The organism is Halomonas sp. 111 (genome assembly GCF_052379685.1).
GTDB classification, from domain to species: Bacteria; Pseudomonadota; Gammaproteobacteria; order Pseudomonadales; family Halomonadaceae; genus Vreelandella; species Vreelandella citrativorans.
Map to the genome: position 1 here is coordinate 23,594 of NZ_JBQSYV010000019.1, position 18,321 is coordinate 41,914.

General features: G+C 55.4%; 16 protein-coding genes. 5 read left to right on the forward strand and 11 right to left on the reverse strand.

Going from position 1 to position 18,321, the window contains the following annotated elements:
- Nucleotides 1-37: 37 nt before the first annotated feature.
- From ACT3T7_RS14285 to ACT3T7_RS14315, 7 genes are all read right to left on the reverse strand, one after another.
- On the reverse strand, nucleotides 38-880 hold the full coding sequence (locus ACT3T7_RS14285; RefSeq protein ID WP_444631380.1) for an ABC transporter ATP-binding protein: 843 nt from the start codon (nucleotides 878-880) through the stop codon (nucleotides 38-40).
- Nucleotides 877-1,950: a FecCD family ABC transporter permease gene (locus ACT3T7_RS14290; RefSeq protein WP_444631381.1), complete on the reverse strand. Its 1,074-nt coding sequence runs from the start codon at nucleotides 1,948-1,950 to the stop codon at nucleotides 877-879. The genes ACT3T7_RS14285 and ACT3T7_RS14290 overlap by 4 nt, the downstream gene beginning before the upstream one ends.
- Nucleotides 1,947-3,023, reverse strand: coding sequence for a FecCD family ABC transporter permease (locus tag ACT3T7_RS14295; RefSeq protein WP_444631382.1), 1,077 nt, complete (start codon nucleotides 3,021-3,023; stop codon nucleotides 1,947-1,949). Before ACT3T7_RS14295 ends, ACT3T7_RS14290 begins: the two co-directional genes overlap by 4 nt.
- Nucleotides 2,983-3,975, reverse strand: a complete 993-nt coding sequence (locus tag ACT3T7_RS14300) for an iron-siderophore ABC transporter substrate-binding protein (protein WP_444631383.1) — start codon at nucleotides 3,973-3,975, stop codon at nucleotides 2,983-2,985. The genes ACT3T7_RS14295 and ACT3T7_RS14300 overlap by 41 nt, the downstream gene beginning before the upstream one ends.
- Nucleotides 3,976-4,074: 99 nt before the next feature.
- Nucleotides 4,075-6,303, reverse strand: coding sequence for a ferric-rhodotorulic acid/ferric-coprogen receptor FhuE (gene fhuE, locus ACT3T7_RS14305; RefSeq protein WP_444631384.1), 2,229 nt, complete (start codon nucleotides 6,301-6,303; stop codon nucleotides 4,075-4,077).
- A gap of 193 nt (nucleotides 6,304-6,496) precedes the next feature.
- Nucleotides 6,497-7,003 carry a hypothetical protein gene (locus ACT3T7_RS14310; RefSeq protein ID WP_444631385.1) on the reverse strand — a complete coding sequence of 169 codons (507 nt, stop codon included), beginning with the start codon at nucleotides 7,001-7,003 and terminating at the stop codon, nucleotides 6,497-6,499.
- Between the two features lie 102 nt (nucleotides 7,004-7,105).
- Entirely contained in the window at nucleotides 7,106-7,537 is a 432-nt protein-coding gene (locus ACT3T7_RS14315) for a MerR family transcriptional regulator (protein WP_172118143.1), read from the reverse strand.
- 71 nt (nucleotides 7,538-7,608) lie between these two features.
- Here ACT3T7_RS14315 and ACT3T7_RS14320 point away from each other — a divergent pair, with 71 nt between their 5' ends.
- A complete protein-coding gene (locus ACT3T7_RS14320; RefSeq protein WP_444631386.1) occupies nucleotides 7,609-8,631 on the forward strand; it encodes an SO_0444 family Cu/Zn efflux transporter in 1,023 nt (340 codons plus the stop codon).
- Between the two features lie 68 nt (nucleotides 8,632-8,699).
- On the opposite strand, the gene ACT3T7_RS14325 is transcribed toward ACT3T7_RS14320, so the two are convergent.
- Entirely contained in the window at nucleotides 8,700-10,106 is a 1,407-nt protein-coding gene (locus tag ACT3T7_RS14325) for a PQQ-dependent sugar dehydrogenase (RefSeq protein WP_444631387.1), read from the reverse strand.
- Nucleotides 10,103-10,531: a DUF2231 domain-containing protein gene (locus tag ACT3T7_RS14330; protein ID WP_444631388.1), complete on the reverse strand. Its 429-nt coding sequence runs from the start codon at nucleotides 10,529-10,531 to the stop codon at nucleotides 10,103-10,105. The genes ACT3T7_RS14325 and ACT3T7_RS14330 overlap by 4 nt, the downstream gene beginning before the upstream one ends.
- Before the next feature lie 453 nt (nucleotides 10,532-10,984).
- On the opposite strand from ACT3T7_RS14330, the gene ACT3T7_RS14335 reads away from it, so the two are divergent.
- Nucleotides 10,985-11,707 (forward strand): MIP/aquaporin family protein, encoded by a 723-nt coding sequence (locus tag ACT3T7_RS14335; protein ID WP_444631389.1) that lies wholly within the window; start codon nucleotides 10,985-10,987, stop codon nucleotides 11,705-11,707.
- A gap of 64 nt (nucleotides 11,708-11,771) precedes the next feature.
- Nucleotides 11,772-13,277 carry a glycerol kinase GlpK gene (gene glpK / locus ACT3T7_RS14340; protein WP_444622392.1) on the forward strand — a complete coding sequence of 502 codons (1,506 nt, stop codon included), beginning with the start codon at nucleotides 11,772-11,774 and terminating at the stop codon, nucleotides 13,275-13,277.
- Nucleotides 13,278-13,492: 215 nt separating this feature from the next.
- On the opposite strand, the gene ACT3T7_RS14345 is transcribed toward glpK, so the two are convergent.
- Complete coding sequence (locus ACT3T7_RS14345; protein WP_444631390.1) at nucleotides 13,493-14,395, reverse strand: LysR substrate-binding domain-containing protein; 903 nt, start codon at nucleotides 14,393-14,395, stop codon at nucleotides 13,493-13,495.
- Nucleotides 14,396-14,575: 180 nt separating this feature from the next.
- Here ACT3T7_RS14345 and ACT3T7_RS14350 point away from each other — a divergent pair, with 180 nt between their 5' ends.
- Nucleotides 14,576-15,154, forward strand: a complete 579-nt coding sequence (locus ACT3T7_RS14350; protein WP_444631391.1) for an NAD(P)H-dependent oxidoreductase — start codon at nucleotides 14,576-14,578, stop codon at nucleotides 15,152-15,154.
- Nucleotides 15,155-15,234: 80 nt separating this feature from the next.
- Here ACT3T7_RS14350 and ACT3T7_RS14355 read toward each other — a convergent pair whose 3' ends face one another.
- Nucleotides 15,235-15,984 (reverse strand): hypothetical protein, encoded by a 750-nt coding sequence (locus tag ACT3T7_RS14355; RefSeq protein WP_444631392.1) that lies wholly within the window; start codon nucleotides 15,982-15,984, stop codon nucleotides 15,235-15,237.
- Between the two features lie 401 nt (nucleotides 15,985-16,385).
- On the opposite strand from ACT3T7_RS14355, the gene ACT3T7_RS14360 reads away from it, so the two are divergent.
- Nucleotides 16,386-18,143 (forward strand): mechanosensitive ion channel family protein, encoded by a 1,758-nt coding sequence (locus ACT3T7_RS14360; protein ID WP_444631393.1) that lies wholly within the window; start codon nucleotides 16,386-16,388, stop codon nucleotides 18,141-18,143.
- Nucleotides 18,144-18,321: the final 178 nt, after the last annotated feature.

The window sequence follows — 18,321 nt, forward strand, 5'->3', positions numbered from 1 at the left end:
AGGTTGGGCGTGCCATTGAGCAGCCTCTTTCCCCCATTTAACCGGCCTGTGTCTCTCTATCGGCAGTGGGTGCGTGCTTACGCTTGCGCGTCCCATGCCGTCCCAGCGGTATCATCATGGGCTTGCCCGTGACCGGGTCGTCGATGACCCGGCTTTCCAGGCCAAATACGTCGCGTACCATCTGTTCGGTAAATACGTCTTCCGATGGGCCAACGGCGTAGATGTTGCCGTTCGCCATGGCGACTAGCTTGTCGGCGTAACGGGCGGCCAGGTTCAGCTCGTGAAGCACCATTACAATGGTGGTGCCGCGCGTTTGGTTTAAGTCGGTGAGCAGGTCGAGCACTTCGATCTGGTGGTTGATATCCAGAAAGGTGGTGGGTTCATCCAGCAGCAACACATCAGTTTGCTGAGCAAGGGCCATGGCGATCCACGCCCGCTGGCGCTGCCCGCCGGAGAGTTCTTCTACGGCGCTGTCGGCCAGGTTGGCCATGTGAGTCGCGCTTAAAGCATCGGCCACGGCGGCTTCATCGGTAGCGCTCCAGCGTTGGAAAAGCCCTTGATGCGGGTGGCGGCCGCGGCTCACCAGCTCCAGCACAGTGATGCCTTCCGGCGCGATAGGCGACTGAGGCAGAAACCCCAGCTGTTGCGCCAGACGGCGGGCGGGGAGCTTATGAATGGCGTTACCATCCAGCAACACGTTGCCTTGCTCCGGTGTCAGGAGCCGCGAAAGCACGCGCAACAGCGTCGATTTTCCACAGGCGTTAGCGCCCACAATAGCGGTTGTTTGCCCCGCTTGAACGGTTAGGCTCACGTCATTAAGAATGGTCCGTTCGCCGTAACCTGCGGTCAGGTGTTGGGCGAGAAGCGACGAAGCGCTCATAGGGTGCCTCTGCTTTTATTGTCGCGAGTAATCAGGTAAACGAGATAGGGGGCGCCTAATACGCCGGTCACAATGCCGACCGGATAGCGGGCAGGTAGCAGAAACTGGCCCGCGTAGTCTGCCAAAAGCACCAGCAGCGCGCCTACCAACGCAGAAGGAATCAGCAGCGAGCCGTTGCGCCCCACCAGGCGTGCCGCAATGGGGCCGGAAAGAAACGCCACAAACGCAATCGGGCCGGTTACCGCAGTGGCAAAGGCGACAAGTGCCACGGCGGTAATCACCACAGTAATTCGCGTGAGGGCTAAACGAACACCTAGCCCCACCGCTATATCGTCCCCCATGCGCAGGGTTTCCAAGTCACGGTGGCGGCTTAACAGCAGCCCGCCAAACAGCAGCAGGGCGATAAACAGCGGCAGTGCCTGGTCAAGCTGCACACCGTTAAGGCTACCCGCCATCCAGCGCAGTGCTTCCTGTAGTGACCAACTGGGCGCACGCATTAAAAGGTACGCCGTAACGCTCTGTAGCATCGCGGCCAGGCCAATGCCGATGAGAATTAATCGAGCGCCGGTTACGCCTTGCTGCCAGGAGAGCCCGTAGATTAACAGCGCCACGCCTAGCCCCGCCGCAATCGCAATGATTGAAACCGCCGTGCCGCTGAGTGATAGCACTACAATGGCAAACACCGCGCCGGTGCTCGCGCCGGTGCTGATGCCGATAATATCGGGGCTTGCCAGCGGGTTGCGCAGCAGGGTTTGAAAGGCGATACCGCCCAGCCCAAAGCAGGCGCCTGCCAGCACCGCAACCGCGGCCCTTGGTAAGCGTAATTCTCGCACGGTAAAACTGGCCCCGGGCACCTCAGCGCCACCCAGAATGCGCAGCACCGTGGTGAGTGGCGTGAAGGACTGCCCCAGCATCAGGGTTAATAACACGCCTGCCAGTAAACAGGCGGCCAATACCGCAAGTATCCGCCCCCGGCGCTTGGCGTGTGCCCGACGCATCTGCCCATAAGGATGATGTTCATGGTGTTGAGGGGGGGATGAAGGGGGAGCGTTATAAGAGGGCGGGTTCATAGCGCGCCTACTTTGCGGTTGCGTACGATCCAGATAAACACGGGGGCGCCGATAAAGGCGGTAACGATGCTCGCATCAAGCTCCGCAGGATGCGCTACCAGCCGCCCCGCCACATCTGAAAACGTTAACAGCACGGCGCCACCCAGGGCGGAAAACGGCAATAGCCAGCGGTAGTCACCGCCGACAAGTAGGCGGCAGGCATGCGGCACGACCAGCCCGACAAAGCCAATGGGGCCACAGATAGCCGTAATCGGACCGCATAGCAGTACCGCGCCCAACGCCGACATGGCTCTGGCGATGGCGACTTTTTCGCCCAGGCCCACAGCGGCATCGTCGCCCAGTGCCAGCAGGTTGAGCTTGCGTGCGGCGAGTAAAGTGATCACAAAACCTGCGAGCAGAAAAGGCAGCACGGGCATGATCTGGTCGTACGTGGCGCCGCCAATACCGCCCACCAGCCACGACTGCGCCAGCCCCGCAATATCGCCGCGTGGCAGTATAACGGCCGTCGCCAGCGAGCTTAGCGCCGCCGTCGTAGCGGCCCCGGCCAACGCCAACCTGAGCGGTGTAGCGCCCCCGCGTGCCAGGCTGGCAATAGTGTAAACCGCCACGGCGGCAAGCCCGGCACCCAGAATAGCCGTCCAGATATAAGTCGTGGTTTCATCCATCCCAAACCACGCGATTCCTATGACAATGGCCAGCGCCGCGCCGGCGTTAACGCCTAACAGGCCGGGGTCGGCAAGTGGATTGCGGGTAAGCCCCTGCATAACGCCCCCTGAAACGGCGAGCGCGGCGCCTGCCAGCACTGCCAGTAGAGTACGCGGCAAGCGACTCGCCACGGCGGCATCACCAATGGTTTCTACCTGCCCGCTTAGCGCCGCCACTATCTCTGGCCAACCCACCGTGCGGGCGCCAAACGCTACAGAAAGCGTTAGCGCCAACGCAAGCAGCGCCAGCAGCAGTAGGCCTCCAGCAAGGCGCGTGCCTCGCTTGTTACGCTGCCGGGTAACGCTAGCGGCGGGCGCAGTAACAACGTTACTCTGCGTGGCGTGCGGCTTCTGAGAGCAGGTCAGCATAATCGTCTAATAACCATGAAATCGACATGGGTGTCGGATTGGCCGCCGTACCCAGCGGACTATTGTCGAGCAGCACAATGGCGCCGTTTTCAACGACGGGCAGCCGAGAGGTCAACGGATGGGCTTCGAGCTGTTCAATCAGTGCTTGTCCGCCGTAGGTGACCAGAATATCCACGTCTGCCAGTTGGTCGATTAGCTCAGCGCTGATTTCGCCTGAAAACGTGCCCGGTGCCGAGTTGGCTTGAACGATCGCTGGCGAGACCAGCCCCAAGTCATGGAAGAATCGCACTCGCGCATCGTTATCGGTGTAGAAAGAGATGCGCCCCAGGTTGGTGGGGTCGAGGTGCGTCACGAACATGGCTGTTTTGCCCTCTAGTTCGGCATGCGCCTGGGCAGTTTCAGCAATTTGGCGTTCAAGGCGTTCAATCAGTGCCTGGCCTTCGTCGGTCATGCCCATGCCAGCGCTATTGAGAAGAATCATATCGCGCCAGTCTGTCGCCCACGGGCCTTCGGAGTAACCGATGACGGGGGCAATTTGGCTCAAGGTGGTGTAGTCCGCTTGGCTAAGCCCTGAATAGGCCGCAAGGATTACATCAGGCTGGCTGGCCGCAACGGCCTCAAAATCAATGCCATCACCTTCATCGAACAGGGCGGGGGGCGCTACTTCAAGTTCTTCAAGCCTGGCTTCCACCCAAGGCAGCAAACCGTTGCCGTTGGTATCGCCAAAGTTGGCGGCAGCAAAGCCGACCGGTACAACGCCTAACGCCAGCGGCACCTCGTGGTTCGCCCACGCCACGGCGGCGATCCGTTTGGGTTTTTCCTGAAGGATGGTGGTGCCAAGGGCGTGTTCGATTTCTAGCGGGTACTCTTGGGCACCCGCGAGGGTTGACCCTAAAGTAAGCGTTGCAACGGCCGCAAGGCTTAGTGCTTTACTGCTACGTAGCCAGGTCATTATGCTCTCCGGTTCAATTATGCAATCGCCTCCATTTGGGTAAGTGCCGAATGGAGGCGGTGGTATCAAGGCGACGCCATCATCGCTAACGCCTATGCATTAGAACGAATAGCGCAGCGTCGAGGAGATGCTGGCTGGTTCGCCATAGACGCCGTAGCCACCGACATTGCTGTAGTACTTTTCGTCGAACAGGTTCTTGATGTTGACCTGAAGTGATAGGTCTTGATTGAACTGGTAGCGGCCAAAAAGATTGGCAAGCGTATAGCTGCCTTGCTCATACTCGGTAGGTATGCCGGCCGGGGTGGTGAGGTCGCTAGCCAACAGGCTGCTCTGCCAGTTAACGCCGCCGCCAATCGTTAGCTCACGCTTTTGTGGCACGTTATAGCTGGCAAAAAGATTGAACAGCGAGCGTGGCTGATTGGTATTGAACGTGCCTTCTTTGGCTTTCGCGGTGAAGTGGGAGTAGCCGATCGTCATATCAAGATCATCAGTGACCGCACCACTTAGTTCCACTTCAAAGCCCTCACTCACTACGCCGCTAGCGGCGGAGTAGTACGTCTCGGTTTGCCCAGGAAGCCCCGGGTCTGCCGTGGCAACGTTGTCTTGCTCTATTCGGAAGACTGAGAAAGAGCCGTTAACTAGGCCATTAAGCCAGGCCGCCTTGAGGCCGGTCTCATAGTTTTTGCCTACCACCGGGTCCAGGTAGGCGCCACTCGCATCGCGGTAGTTTTGCGGCTCGAAAATCTCGGTGTAGCTGGCAAAGGCTGAATAGGTATCGTTGAGGTCGTATACGATTCCACCGTAAGGTGTTACTTCGTGCTTGCTCTGGCTATCCAGGCTACGGAATAGCGTCATTCCATCCCATTCGGTATAGCGTGCGCCGAGAATCAGCGTTAACGGATCAGCAAGTGAGAAGCGTGAAGCGGTATAGACGGCTTTCTGACGAGTGCTTGATGCTTCAGAAGGGGTAAATTCGGACCAGCCCTCGTTAGGTGCCGAGCCACCCCAGTTGTTGAAGTCATCAACCGTGAAGAGACCATCAATGAAGCTGTTTTCGTAGTTGTTCTTCTGGTCGCTGTAGCTACCGCCTACGACCAGTTCGTGTTCGCGTCCCAATAGCTCGAATGGCCCGCTGACCTGGGCATCTACAGAGTTAACTTTCCGATGCCCCTTGTTCCATCCGGTATAGAAGCCGACGCCACTGCCATCCATTTGGTCTGGCAGCATTCCTTCCACGTAGGGATACGCCAGCTTGCCATCCATATCGGTTTTTTCGTGGGTGCCCACTACACGAGCCTGCCAGTCATTAGCAAACCGATGGTTGATTTCCGCGAAGACTTTTTCAGATTTGAAGTCGTAGTAGGACCAATCCGGCGCCACGCTGAACGAGCGTGAGTAATTGGTTGGCGTGCCGTCGCTGAACCACAGCGGTAGACCGCCCCATGTGGGTGAAGAGGTGTGGCTGTCCTGGTAATCAAAGCCCAACGAAAGCGTGGTGGCGTCGGTTACGTCTGCATCAATAACGCCGTAGCCGAACGTACTTCGCTTATCCTGACGGTCAAGGTGGGCGCCCCCTTCTTCATAACCGCCGATAAAGCGCGCCCGCACATTGCCCGAGGCGGTTAGCGGTGTGGTTATGTCAACAGTGCTACCGCGTTTATCCCAACTGCCCAGCGTGCCAGAAACGGAGCCAGTAAATTCCCGGCTCTCAGCATGCTTGCGCACAAAATTAACCGAAGCGCCTGGGTTGCCCGATCCACTAACCAGCCCGTTGGCGCCACGTATTACTTCAACGCGGTCATAAATAGCCGTATTGAGCCGACCTTCGCCAAAATACCAACGGTTGTCCGTGTTTAGCGTAGGGATGCCGTCGTACTGAAAGCTGTTAATACGAAAACCACGGGAGGAAAAGCCGACACGGTCACTATCGACATTACGCGTTGAAATACCCGTGACGTTACTTAATACCGCCTCGACGGTATCCAGGTTTTGGTCCTGCATTCGTTGTTCAGTGACGATGCTGATGGCTTGTGGCAGCTCTTTTTGGCTTAGTGTTAAACCGGTACCCGCGCTGGTGGTGCGGCGCGTATAGCCAACGTTGTCATAAAGATTTTCGCCCGTGACCGTCACGGTTTCCAGCGCTTCTGAGCTAGCGGCGTCAGTGGTTTGCGCCACAACACCTGTTGAAGCTAGCAGCGATGTAGACAGAAGAGTGGTAAAGGTGGCTCCTCGAAAGGATAGTGCGCTTTTAGTGAAGAGTTGGGTGGGCCTGGAGATAGAGCCAGCGAAGCGTGTCGTGTTTAAGGCATGGAGTAAAGGCGTTTTCATATAATCCCTTGCATCGCGCCTATGGGCGCTTGCTCGTTAGTATTATCAGTTAATACAGAGGGATCATATAAAAACAGTTCTCATATGTAAATGATCATGAGAACGTTTATTGTTTGAGATGATAACCTGTTAGACAATGCTGAAGATACAATAATGCAAAGCGCAGCAAGCCAGCACCTTTCGCTAGTATGCTCTATTTGGGTTCTATCGAACCCGTTACTGGCTGTAAGTCTGTTTGGTTATTCTCCAGTGCAGCCAGCGCAATTTTATAGCAATCCTCAACATGGCTATTGCCCATATACTTCATCGCCGTAAAGCTGATGCCCCCCGCCACGGCGCTGCCGACAAAGGGTACATATTTAGCCACACCGGTGGCGGCTACTTTGACGCCCATCTTTTGAAGCAGCGATACCACCAGTTTTTTGGTGATGTACTTCCCGGCCATCTTGCTGCCGACATTGGAAATAGCGGTCATCACCATCACTTTTGATTCGGTATCCAGACCTTCAATTTGCTCGGGCGTTAAGCCGAATTTATCGTTTATTTTAGGAATGAGCCTTAGCAATATGGCAACGTCTGACCCGATATCCACGCCGGGAATGGGGATGATCGCTGTGCCAGCAGAGAGCCCCGAGCTTCTTGTCACCATTGAGTGGCAGGTTTTTCTGATGGCTTCTAGCTCTTCGCGTGATTCGATCATTTAAAAGTCCTTTTTACGATGCGCTAACACCATTGTAGTCGATAGCTACTTGAGGAAGAGGGCGCCTCGCCACGCTTCTACGCATCGTCGCCTCTATTTATCTTATCCACAGCCGTGTTCGCTGCAGGCAAGCGTGTGGTCGTATAGCGTTTGGATGATCTGGCAGTCGGCGGTTTTGCCACCCCGGCATTGCTGTACTACCTGGCGTAGCTCAGTAGCGAGCGCTTGCAACTTGGCAATGCGCGCTTCCAGATGCTGAAGGTGCCGAGTGGCGATGTCGTCAGCCGCGCCACAGTCGGTGTCCGGGTGGTCTGAAAGTGCCAGTAATTCCTGAATGCTATGTAGGTCGAGACCGAGGCTGCGGCCGTGACGAATAAAGCCGATACGCGCAAGCGCTGCTTGATCGTAATGCCGGTAGCCTTGCTCGCTGCGTTTAGCGGGTGGCAGTAACCCGAGTTTTTCGTAATGACGAATGCTTTCCGGTGAGCAGCCTGTGCGGGTAGCCACTTCACCAATGCGATACGTGTTTTTCATCGGCTTGACCCTGTAACGATTACAGGGTTTAGGCTAGCCCCTATTCCCACTGTGGACAAGCAGGTGATGACATGACGCTGGTTATAGAGCTATTGCAAATTGCGTTAACGGCGGCCCCGTGGCTGCTGTTGGGGTTGGTAATTGCTGGGCTAATTAAAGCATGGTTGCCGGAGCACGTGCTGCAGCGCTGGATGGGAGGGCGTGGTGTGGGCAGTATTGTTCGGGCGGCGGTCATAGGTATGCCCTTGCCACTGTGTTCGTGTGGTGCGATTCCTACCGCTATTGCTTTGCATCGTGGTGGCGCGGGGCGTGGGCCCACGACGTCTTTTTTAATCAGCACGCCGGGGGTGGGCGTTGATTCCATTCTACTGACTAGCGTACTGCTTGGCCCGTTGATGGCCGTCGTGCGCGTCATCGGTGCCTTGGTAACGGCCATTGTCACCGGGTTGCTTGTCGGATTAACGCGTGAATCTGCAACTCCCGCCCCTGCCACGCCTGGCGGCTGCTGCGCTTCATCCGGTTGTCATACGCCCACCGCGAAAGATGACGAGCCCAGAGGTTTGAAGGCCGGGCTGCGTTATGCGTTTAGTGATCTGTTGGATGATATCAGCGCGTGGGTGTTTGCCGGGCTGTTGCTGGCGGGCGTACTGGTAACGCTGGTGCCGCCTGATACGCTGGCCCATTACTCAGGTGGGCTGCTGGCGCTTGCGCTGATGGCCGTGGTGGGCATCCCACTCTACATTTGTGCGGCAGCGGCCACGCCGGTTGCCGCTGGGCTGCTGTTAGCGGGGATTTCACCGGGTATGGCGCTGGTTTTCCTGCTGGCAGGGCCGATCACCAGTCTGGCGACGTTAGCGATATTGCGTCGCGAACTAGGCAATGCCGCGTTGGCGGTTTATCTCGCCAGCGTGCTTGTCGTTACTGTGCTCGTAGGTTGGACAGTAGATAGCGTGCTGGGAGTGACGGGCTGGAACGTGGTCGATCAGGCAAGCGAGGTTCAGGAACTACTGCCTGTTTGGCTGGAGTGGTTGGCGCTGGCAGTGCTGGCTTTGGTGGCTATTCGCCCCGTGCGTAAGCGCTTGCTGGGGTTTTAAACATTCACCGTTTGAGACAGCGTGATGAAGCAGCGACGGGCAGGGAGTACCTACCCGTCGCTTGGTGGTTAGTCAGCCTCTTGGGGCGTTGATGGCTGCTCGGGTGGTTCGGTGGATGTTGGCTCGGGCTCCTCTGGCTCAGAAGCGTTTGCTTCAGGCTCCTGCTCCGGTGGGGCGGGCGGATTATCCGGCGTAACCCGCCAAATCGCATTGGTCAGGTCATCGGCAATAATAAGCGCGCCATCCGGATCAATAGTGACACCGACCGGGCGGCCAAGTGCTCTGCCATCATCGGTAAGAAACCCACTGGCAAAATCAATCGGGTCGCTGTCAGCAAGTTGGCCGTTGCTAAAGGGGATGAAGCTTACCTTGTAGCCAACCGGGTCCGCGCGGTTCCAACTGCCGTGCTCACCTACAAAAACGCCCTCGGCGTACTCTTCGCCCATGGCGGGCGTAGAAAAAGCCAGGCCAAGCGGGGCTACGTGAGAGCCAAGGCTGTAGTCCGGTGCAATAGCGGATGCCACTTTTTCAGGATCTTCCGGGCGTACGCGAGGGTCAACATGCTGTCCCCAGTAGCTGTAAGGCCAGCCATAAAAACCGCCTTCCTGAACCGAGGTAATATAATCAGGTACCAGGTCCGGACCGAGTTCGTCACGTTCGTTAACCGCTGCCCAAAGCGTGCCGGTATCGGGTTGGGTGGCTAGCGCTGAGGGGTTGCGCAGGCCGGTGGCATAGGGGCGGTGCGCGCCCGTGTCGACATTGATCTCCCACACTTCGGCGCGATTAACCTCCGCCTCCATGCCCCGCTCGGTAATATTGCTGTTCGAGCCGATACCGACATAAACAAACTGCCCATCGGCGCTGGCGGTCATCGCCTTGGTCCAGTGGTGATTGATCGCTGAGGGCAGTTGCGCAATGACCTCTGGCGGCCCGCTGGCCTCTGTTTGGCCCTCGTCATAATCAAAGCGCACCAGCGCATCCTGGTTGGCCACATAGAGGTTGTTGCCTATCAGAGCCAGCCCATAAGGCGCGTTAAGGTCTTGGGCGAAAATCATCTGTTCGTAGCTGCCGTCGCCATTGTCATCGCGTAGCAGGGTTAAGCGGTCGCCGCCCTCTACAGCGGTGTTGCCTTGGTCCTTGATATACCCAGCGATCACATCCTTGGGCTTTAATGCCGGTGCATTACCGCCGCTACCTTCCGCCACCAGAATATCGCCATTGGGCAGCATGATGGTTTGCCGGGGCACCTTAAGATCAGAAGCAATCCTGGTGATGGTGTAGCCCTCAGGTACCGTCGGTAGCCGGTCGCCCCATTCGGCGGGCTCGGGGACGGTCATGTCGGGCAACAGCCCGCGCTGTGGCTCGGGGAGTGTTGGGTTGGGGCCAAAGGGCTGTTCTACATCAAAGGCATTCGCGCCGCTGGCAGCCAGTATCAATGCCAGCGGCGTTGTGTAACGCAGGATGAAATGTTTCATGACGTTGCTCCGACAGTGGGCCGAGAAAAACCGATCCAAATCGCTGCGACGCTCAATACGGTAACGATGATCGAAAGAATAAAGCCAGTGGGCATCATGGCCCAGACATCGCGGGCATGTACCAGGGCATTGATAAAGCCAAGTATCCAGATGACCAGCAAGAGTGCTGGGTAAACCAGAACAAGCCCGCGACGATGTTCGGCACGAAACAGACCGATAATTGCGCATAGAAACGCCAAGCCTGCGAAAACAAGCCCGCCAGCAATTAACCAGGAAGAAAATGTGCCCCATTGAATATGAAGGCTTTTCGAGTAGGCGTAATCGCTTAACGCGGCGCCAAGAAAAAGTGGAAAAATGCTCACCAGTAATACGGCATGAAGCGGATAGATGCCGCCTGGATAGGTCGTCGTTGTAGACCTCCTCATGATACGCCCTCCTTGATAAGTGACCCCAAAAAACGTGGTCAAACCCGCTCTCTATACGGGCTTACGATAGCCAGCTGGATAGCTGACAACGTGAGTATAGGCCACGTTTTGCTACCCCAAAAATTGCCATGTTTTTCGGTTAATAAAATAAGCGCAGAGGATGAGCGCTGCGGTAACTATCGAAAAAATCATGTTCGTTATTTGACGTGAGGATGTTTTTTGTGAACAGGAAATGATTAATTATCATAAGGAAAGGGGGGTTAAACTAATGTCTACTGACTTAAAAAATTATATTAATCAACAGAATAGTTGGATATTCGGAAGAGAGTTGTTTTTTTGTATTGTTTTTTTCAATACCCCCTATAGGATGAAAAAAGGAAAGCGATATTTTCTAAAAAGAACATTCGATCGCTCTAAACAGAGCGAACCGTTCACATGGACTAGCTGGTTACGATGCTTGAAACAATTTTTCTATACGAAATAGTGGGTACGGCCATATTGACGCTCTTGGGGTGTGGCGTAGTCGCTAACGTGCTGCTGAACAAAACCAACGGGAATGGCAGCGATGGCATCGTTATCTTCTTTGGTTGGGGGCTCGCGGTCTTTTGCGCGGTTTATGTCGCCTATGATACTGGGGCACATATCAATCCCGCCGTTACGCTTGGATTGCTCGTCGGCCCGGCGACGGAATACGCCCCCGGCATCCCTATTAACGCTATGACCACTGCGGCCTACTTTGCGGCTGAACTCATCGGTGCCTGGTTGGGTGCCACCGTTTGCTATCTGGCCTATAAAAAGCATTACGACGCGACCGAAGACGCGTCAAGCATACTGGCGACGTTCTCTACAGGCCCGGCTATTCCTGCCTACGGGTGGAACCTGGTCACCGAAATCATCGGTACCTTTGTGCTGGTGTTCGTCATTATCATGTTTGGTCATACGCCTTCTGGGCTTGGCCCGTTGGCGGTGGCATTGCTGGTAGTATCCATTGGTGCTTCGCTGGGTGGGCCTACAGGCTATGCGATCAACCCCGCTCGGGACTTGGGGCCACGCATTGCCCACGCATTACTCCCCATTAAGCACAAGGGGGCGAACAACTGGTCTTACGCTTGGGTCCCTATTTTAGGACCCCTTATCGGCAGTGTCCTTGCCGGGCTTGCCGCGTATGTTTATTAAGTCAGTCTGCTGACTTGATCCTTTTTAAAACAATCATTTAACGTCAACGCTTGAGAGGCATTTCATGAGCCAGAAAAACTACGTTCTCGCTATTGACCAAGGCACCACCAGCACGCGGACGATACTGTTTGACCATGAAGGCCGGGTTGTCAGCGTAGCCCAGCATGAGTTTGAGCAGATTTTTACGCGCCCGGGTTGGGTCGAACACTGCCCTCGCGAAATCATGACCAGCGTGCTGACCACCTTGACCGAGGTGATTAACAACAGCGGCGTTGATGTCTCCGAAGTTGCCTCTATCGGTATTACCAACCAGCGTGAAACCACCGTGGTATGGGATAAAAATACCGGGCAGGCGGTACATAACGCCATCGTCTGGCAGTCGCGTCATTCCGCCGAGATATGCGATGAGCTGCGCGAAGCGGGCCATGCCGATATGATTCGCGATAAAACCGGGCTGGTCATTGATGCTTACTTCTCCGCCACCAAATTGAAGTGGATTTTCGACAACGTGGCGGGCGTTAAGGAAAAAGCGGAAAAGGGCGATTTGCTGTTCGGCACCATTGATTCCTGGCTGGTGTGGAACCTGACCGGCGGCGCTGTGCATGCGACCGATGTCAGCAACGCATCACGCACGATGTTGTTTAACATCCGTGACCGGAAGTGGGACCCGGAGCTACTGGCACTGTTTGGCGTACCTGAGTCGATGCTGCCAGACGTTAAGTCCAGCAGTGAAGTTTACGGCAACGTGCTGCCTAAATTCCTGATGGGCCAGGAAGTGCCGATTGCCGGTATCGCTGGCGACCAGAACGCCGCGCTGTTCGGCCAGGCCTGTTTCGAGCCGGGTATGGCGAAAAACACCTATGGCACGGGCTGCTTTACGCTAATGAACACGGGCACCCAAGCCACGCCTTCTAAAAATGGCCTGCTTACCACCGTTGCGTGGGAAGTGGATGGCACGCTGGAATACGCCCTTGAAGGTAGCGTATTTGTGGCGGGCTCGGTGATTCAGTGGTTGCGTGATGGCCTGAGAATGCTGGGCAAAGCGTCTGATTCCGAAGCGTACGCCACGCGCGCTAAGGATAATGACGGCGTTTATATGGTGCCCGCCTTTACCGGGCTGGGTGCGCCTTACTGGAACTCTAACGTACGCGGCGCCATGTTTGGGCTCTCCCGGGGGACTCAAAAAGAGCACTTTGTGCGCGCGGCGGTCGAATCACTTGCCTATCAAAGCACCGATGTTCTCAAAGCCATGCAGGCGGATGCCGACATTGCGCTAACCGAGCTTCGCACCGACGGTGGGGCGATCTCCAACGATTTCCTTGCTCAGTTCCAGGCCGACATACTGGGAGTGGATGTTCTACGCTGCGAAATAAACGAAACCACTGCACTTGGCGCGGCGTATCTTGCTGGCCTCGCCGTTGGCTTCTGGAAGTCGCGAGATGAAATCGTTGCACAGTGGGCATTGGAACGGCGCTTTGAGCCGCAGATGAAAGATGAAAAACGCGATGAACTTTATGCCGGCTGGAAAAAGGCCGTCAACGCTACCATGGCATTCCACGTAGAGTCCTAAGCGTAACGCCGTTAACGCAGGTATTTGACAAGCCCCGGCACAGGCCGGGGCTTCGCGTTATAGGCGCCGTGGCCGGTATCGGCCTTATTGCTATGCCCACCGGCATTTTGGCCGCTGCGTTTCAAAATAAACGTCATTCGTAACGAGAGTGTAGAGCGTCAGGTTCAGAATAGTGAATATCTTGTTCCAGAACCCTTGATTCACTATTTGCCGCTTTAACTCTGCAAATACTCCCCCGGCAGGCGTTCAGCCAGAAAGTCCATAAACAGCCGGGCGCGCTGTGAAAGTGTGGCTTGGCGGTAGTAAACAGCATTGACGGCCTGCATTTGACGTTCGGTATGACTGGGGAGCACATCGACAAGTGTGCCCGCCTTGCGGGGCTTGATGGTCATGAAGTCGGCAAGGCAGACGATCCCTTCACCTTTAAGCGCTAGCTCTATCAGCGTGCTGCCGCTGGAGGCGGAGAGGGCGGGCGTAATGTGTAAGCACTTACCATCGGCACGGCGCAGCGGCCAGTGGTTAAGGTGTTCAAGCTGGTTGAAGCCGAGCAGGCTGTGGTGCTTAAGATCTTCAATACCTTGAGGAGTGCCCGCGCGCTCAAGGTAAGCGGGGCTTGCCAAGAGGCGAAGCGGGCTATGACCCAGGCGCCGGGCATGTAACGAAGAGTCGTCCAACTCCCCGATACGAATGGCGAGGTCCACACGCTGTTCCAGCAGGTCAACAAAACGGTCGTGGGTATCCAGCTGTAGCGTAATGCCGGGGTAGCGGGCACGAAACTCACCAAGTACCGGCACAATGACAAACTGCATAAAGCTGGGCGCGGCGTTCACCCGTAGCCGCCCTTGAGGTTGGCCGTGGTGATTCTGAACGGACTCTTCTGCGGCTTCTACCGCCGTTAGTATGCGGCGGCAGTGTTGTAAAAACGTTTCTCCCTCTTCCGTTAGCTCCAGGCGGCGGGTGGTTCGGCGTAGCAGGGTGGCGCCAAGCTTGCGCTCCAAGCGGTTAAGCGCTCGGCTGACGCCCGATACCGTAATGCCCAGCCGTTCGGCGGCGCCGGTGATCGAACCGCTGTCCACCACGGTGATAAATGCTTGCTGCTCTTCAAGCGTGGTTTTCATAAGCGTTGCTCTTGCCTGTCCAGGTTAAATGTCGTTGTTGATTTTATATCAAAAGTCTCTTGCCCGTGGACGGGTTTTTCCATGCTTTTAAGCACCTCATAATCAGCGGCATTCAAGCCATGTTGGTAGGGTTGTCGCCTATCAGCAGGCCAATTATCTATTGGGCAAGAGGTTTTAACGATGAAGATTCTGTTAATCAATGGCGGCAAGCCGTTCGCACATTCTGGCGGTGAACTCAATAATACGCTGCATGATGTCGCATGGCGTACGCTCGCTGAGTTAGGCCATGAAGTTCGCGAGACGGTAATTGAACAGGGTTACGAAGCAGAGGCCGAGGTGGAAAAATTCCTCTGGGCGGACATTATCGTCTATCAGATGCCGGGTTGGTGGATGGGCGCGCCCTGGAGCGTTAAACGCTACATTGATGAAGTCTTCACCGCCGGGCATGGCTCGCTTTATGCCAGCGACGGCCGCTCGCGCCAGGACCCCACCAGGCAGTACGGCAGTGGCGGCTTGCTGCAAGGGCGGCGCTATATGCTGTCGCTCACCTGGAATGCGCCGCTGGCCGCCTTTGATGAGGCAGATAACTTCTTTGAAGGGCGCGGTGTCGATGGCGTTTACTTCCCGTTCCATAAGTCTCAGGAATTTATTGGCCTGGAAGCGCTGCCTACGTTTATCGCCAACGATGTAATCAAGGCGCCAGACGTTGCACGTGATATGGCCGCTTATGCCCAGCACCTGACGCGCCTGTTCGGCTAAGCGCATTGCTGGATTAGCGATCTTGTGCTTCTTGAGTCAATTTACCCAGTAACCTCATAAGCATCGTGCCCTTGGGTTAACTAAAAGCGCCACGTAATACCGGCGAGAGGTCCGCCCATTTCGATATCGATGAGTGAGTCTGTTTCATCGCGTTTAACCGATAAATGGCGATAGCCGCCTGAAAGATAAAACGTATCGCTGAACTGGTAGTTGAGTGTAGCGACAACTTGCCAGGTGTTCTTTTTAGACATCTCCAGGCCGCCTATATCCGCATGAAGCAGTGTGGACCAGTTGGGCGCCCAGTGTGATCGCAGGCGTGCCGCCACAATAGGGTCTACCCACTGTTTGGTTTTGGCTACATCAATGCCCAGCGCAGGAATATTGATATCAGTATCAATTTGCCAGGTACGTGCGCCTGCCAGTAGGTCAAGCTGCTGTGTCGGGGTCGTCATCACTTGATAACCCGCAGCGGCCGTTATAAAGCGCTGGCGTAGCTTGCTATTCGCGACAATGCCGAAGGGTAGCGTGCTTGCCTGGCTAAGGGAGGCCCAGGAAATATCGCCAAAAAGTACCCAGCGGTCCTGGCGTGCGGTGCCGGTCATGAAAAAGGCGCCATCCAGGTCATCCAAAATGCTGCTGAAAGAGCGTGAAGTACTAACGGTAGGGGCATTTTCAAGCGGGCGCACATCGCCTGCCAATCCGGCCATCCAGACATAGGGGGTAAGCTGAAAGCGCCAAGTCTCCTCATTAATGTCATCAGCGTTGATGGGCAAGGCAAGGCCTGCTGCGATAAGACCTATAATGGCTGAAAATGACCGCAATCGACGCATCTAAAGGTTCCCCTGCTGTGTTTTATTCGGTTTCCGCTCTTTTTTTGATTAACACGCTGCTTATCCAAAGCCGTTTTGGGAAGCGTTTTATCGGCCTCGTTAGATTAAGCTATCGTGAGGTTAGATGCTTTGCAAGTCGCTAATATGATGCTGGTCACGCTGCTTTTCACCCAACCTAAGCGACGCTATGCAGCTTTGTTGTAAGGCCTTACGCGTAGGCATAACAGGCCGACTCTTTATGCGTGAGTCGGTGGGCCGTATTAATATTGCTGTTTATGACTTCGCCTTGCGTCCTACCTAAAGGTAGGCTGTACTTGATTTTTCACCTTCACTGACATGGATAGTCCAGTAACGCTGGATGTTAGTGCAGAACTTTTGACTCCCAAGTGAATATGGGGCTTATGAAAGCACATGGCTCGTGGCCTACATGGGTGGTACTGGTAATTGTATTCGCGTTTTCTAACCTCTGTGCCGCGCAAATTCAGGGCGAAGAAGGCGAAGAAGCTACACAGTGGTTTACCACGGATGAACTGAATGTAGGGCTGGGTGAAGCGCCCGACGAGATTAACCGTATGTCGCCGAGGGAGGCGATTCGGAGTTTTCTTGAGCTGACTGAGGAGGAGGACTATCAGGGGGCCGCCCACGTACTGAATCTTGCCGAACTGTCACCAGAAGAGCAGCAGGAGCGTGGACATGTGCTGGCCAGGCAGTTAGCCGAGGTATTCCGGCGCGGCGAGTGGCTGAGTGCGTCGAACCTTTCAGGCCGCCAGGATGCCGTTATTGAAGACATTACGGGCGAAAACCCGCTCGCTGGTAATCCGCGACGGGATATTGAGTTGGCCTCACTGCAAGCCGATGGTGAAGCCTACGACATTCGCCTGGGGCGATACCGAGTAGAAGACGAAGACCCCATCTGGCTGATCATGCCGGGAAGCGTTACCTCAATCCCTTTACTCTACGATGAGTATGGCCCCTCCATGGTGGAGGAGTATATACCCGACCGATTTAAAACCACGTTCGGCTTTCTAATGGTATGGGAGTGGATTGCCGTTCCCGCCTTTCTTGTATTAATTGTACTGCTAGGCTGGGGCATCTACACCTTTGTGGGCCTGATGGCCCGATGGCTACCTTCTGGCGCGCTCAGTATTTTTGCCGCGCGTATCAAGGGGCCGGTGTCGCTCATCGCCATGTCGCTTGTCACGCAGATGCTGCTTGAGTATGTCGTCTCTTTCTCTGCAGTGGCAATGACCACATTCCGTGTTCTGTTGATTACTGTTATGGCGTGGGGAGTCGGCACGATTGCGCTGCGTTTGGTGGACACAATCATGCTGCGCATGGCCCGGCGGCTAGTGGGGGAAATCGACGACACCAAACCAAAGGATGAACGTAGGCTTCTCACCACGCTCTATGCGGTGCGTCGGGCCGTGATATTGGTGATGGTGTCGGCGGTGACCATCTACGTGTTAAGTCAGATCCAGCTCTTTGAGACGCTTGGTCTTTCATTGCTGGCCTCGGCCAGTGTGTTGGCGGTGCTGGTGGGTATCGCCGGGCAGGCCGTGCTGGGCAATATTCTTTCATCGATGCAGTTATCGCTTGCCAAGCCGATTCGTATCGGCGATTTGGTGATTTTTGAAGATGAGTGGTGCTATGTGGAAGGTATTTTCTATACCTTTATTCGTCTACGGGTGTGGGACGACCGGCGAATCGTTGTTCCGGTAACGTACTTTGTCTCCAAGCCTTTCCAGAATCTGTCGGTCAAGAGCGCGAAAATGTACCGCAGTATGGAGCTGATTCTGCATCTAAGCACCGATATTGCGTTATTGCGCAAAAAGTTTCTAGAGTATGCCGAGATGGAAGATAGTGTCATCGAGCATCATAAACTTCTGTGCTACGCGACGGGGCAAACGGCGACAACGCTGGTGATTACCTGCTACTTTGTGGCTTCTGATCCCATGGCGGGCTGGACCGCTGAAATGAATATTCGGGAAAAGCTGCTGACCTTTATACGTGAAGATCATCCCGATTGGTGGCCAAGAGACGTTATGGTGATTAGCCATCAGGACGTCGCTCGCGCAGAAGGCACCAAGCCCCACAAAACAATTATGGGGACAAGCAGTGAAAAGCCAGCCACAGACTCTGAGCTGCGTAAGGAAGAGTAACCTTGTGAGAATGGGGAGCCAGATATGGACCTTCAGGAGATGGGCCTTTTCCGACCGTCTTTGTCGCCGGAAAAAGCCCGCTTTTAAAACGCCACCACCCGCGGTTTTGGGTAAACCAGCGGGCGGGCGTTAGCATATTTCTATGCAGTGAGACGTTAGGCTTTGTACGAAAACTGCT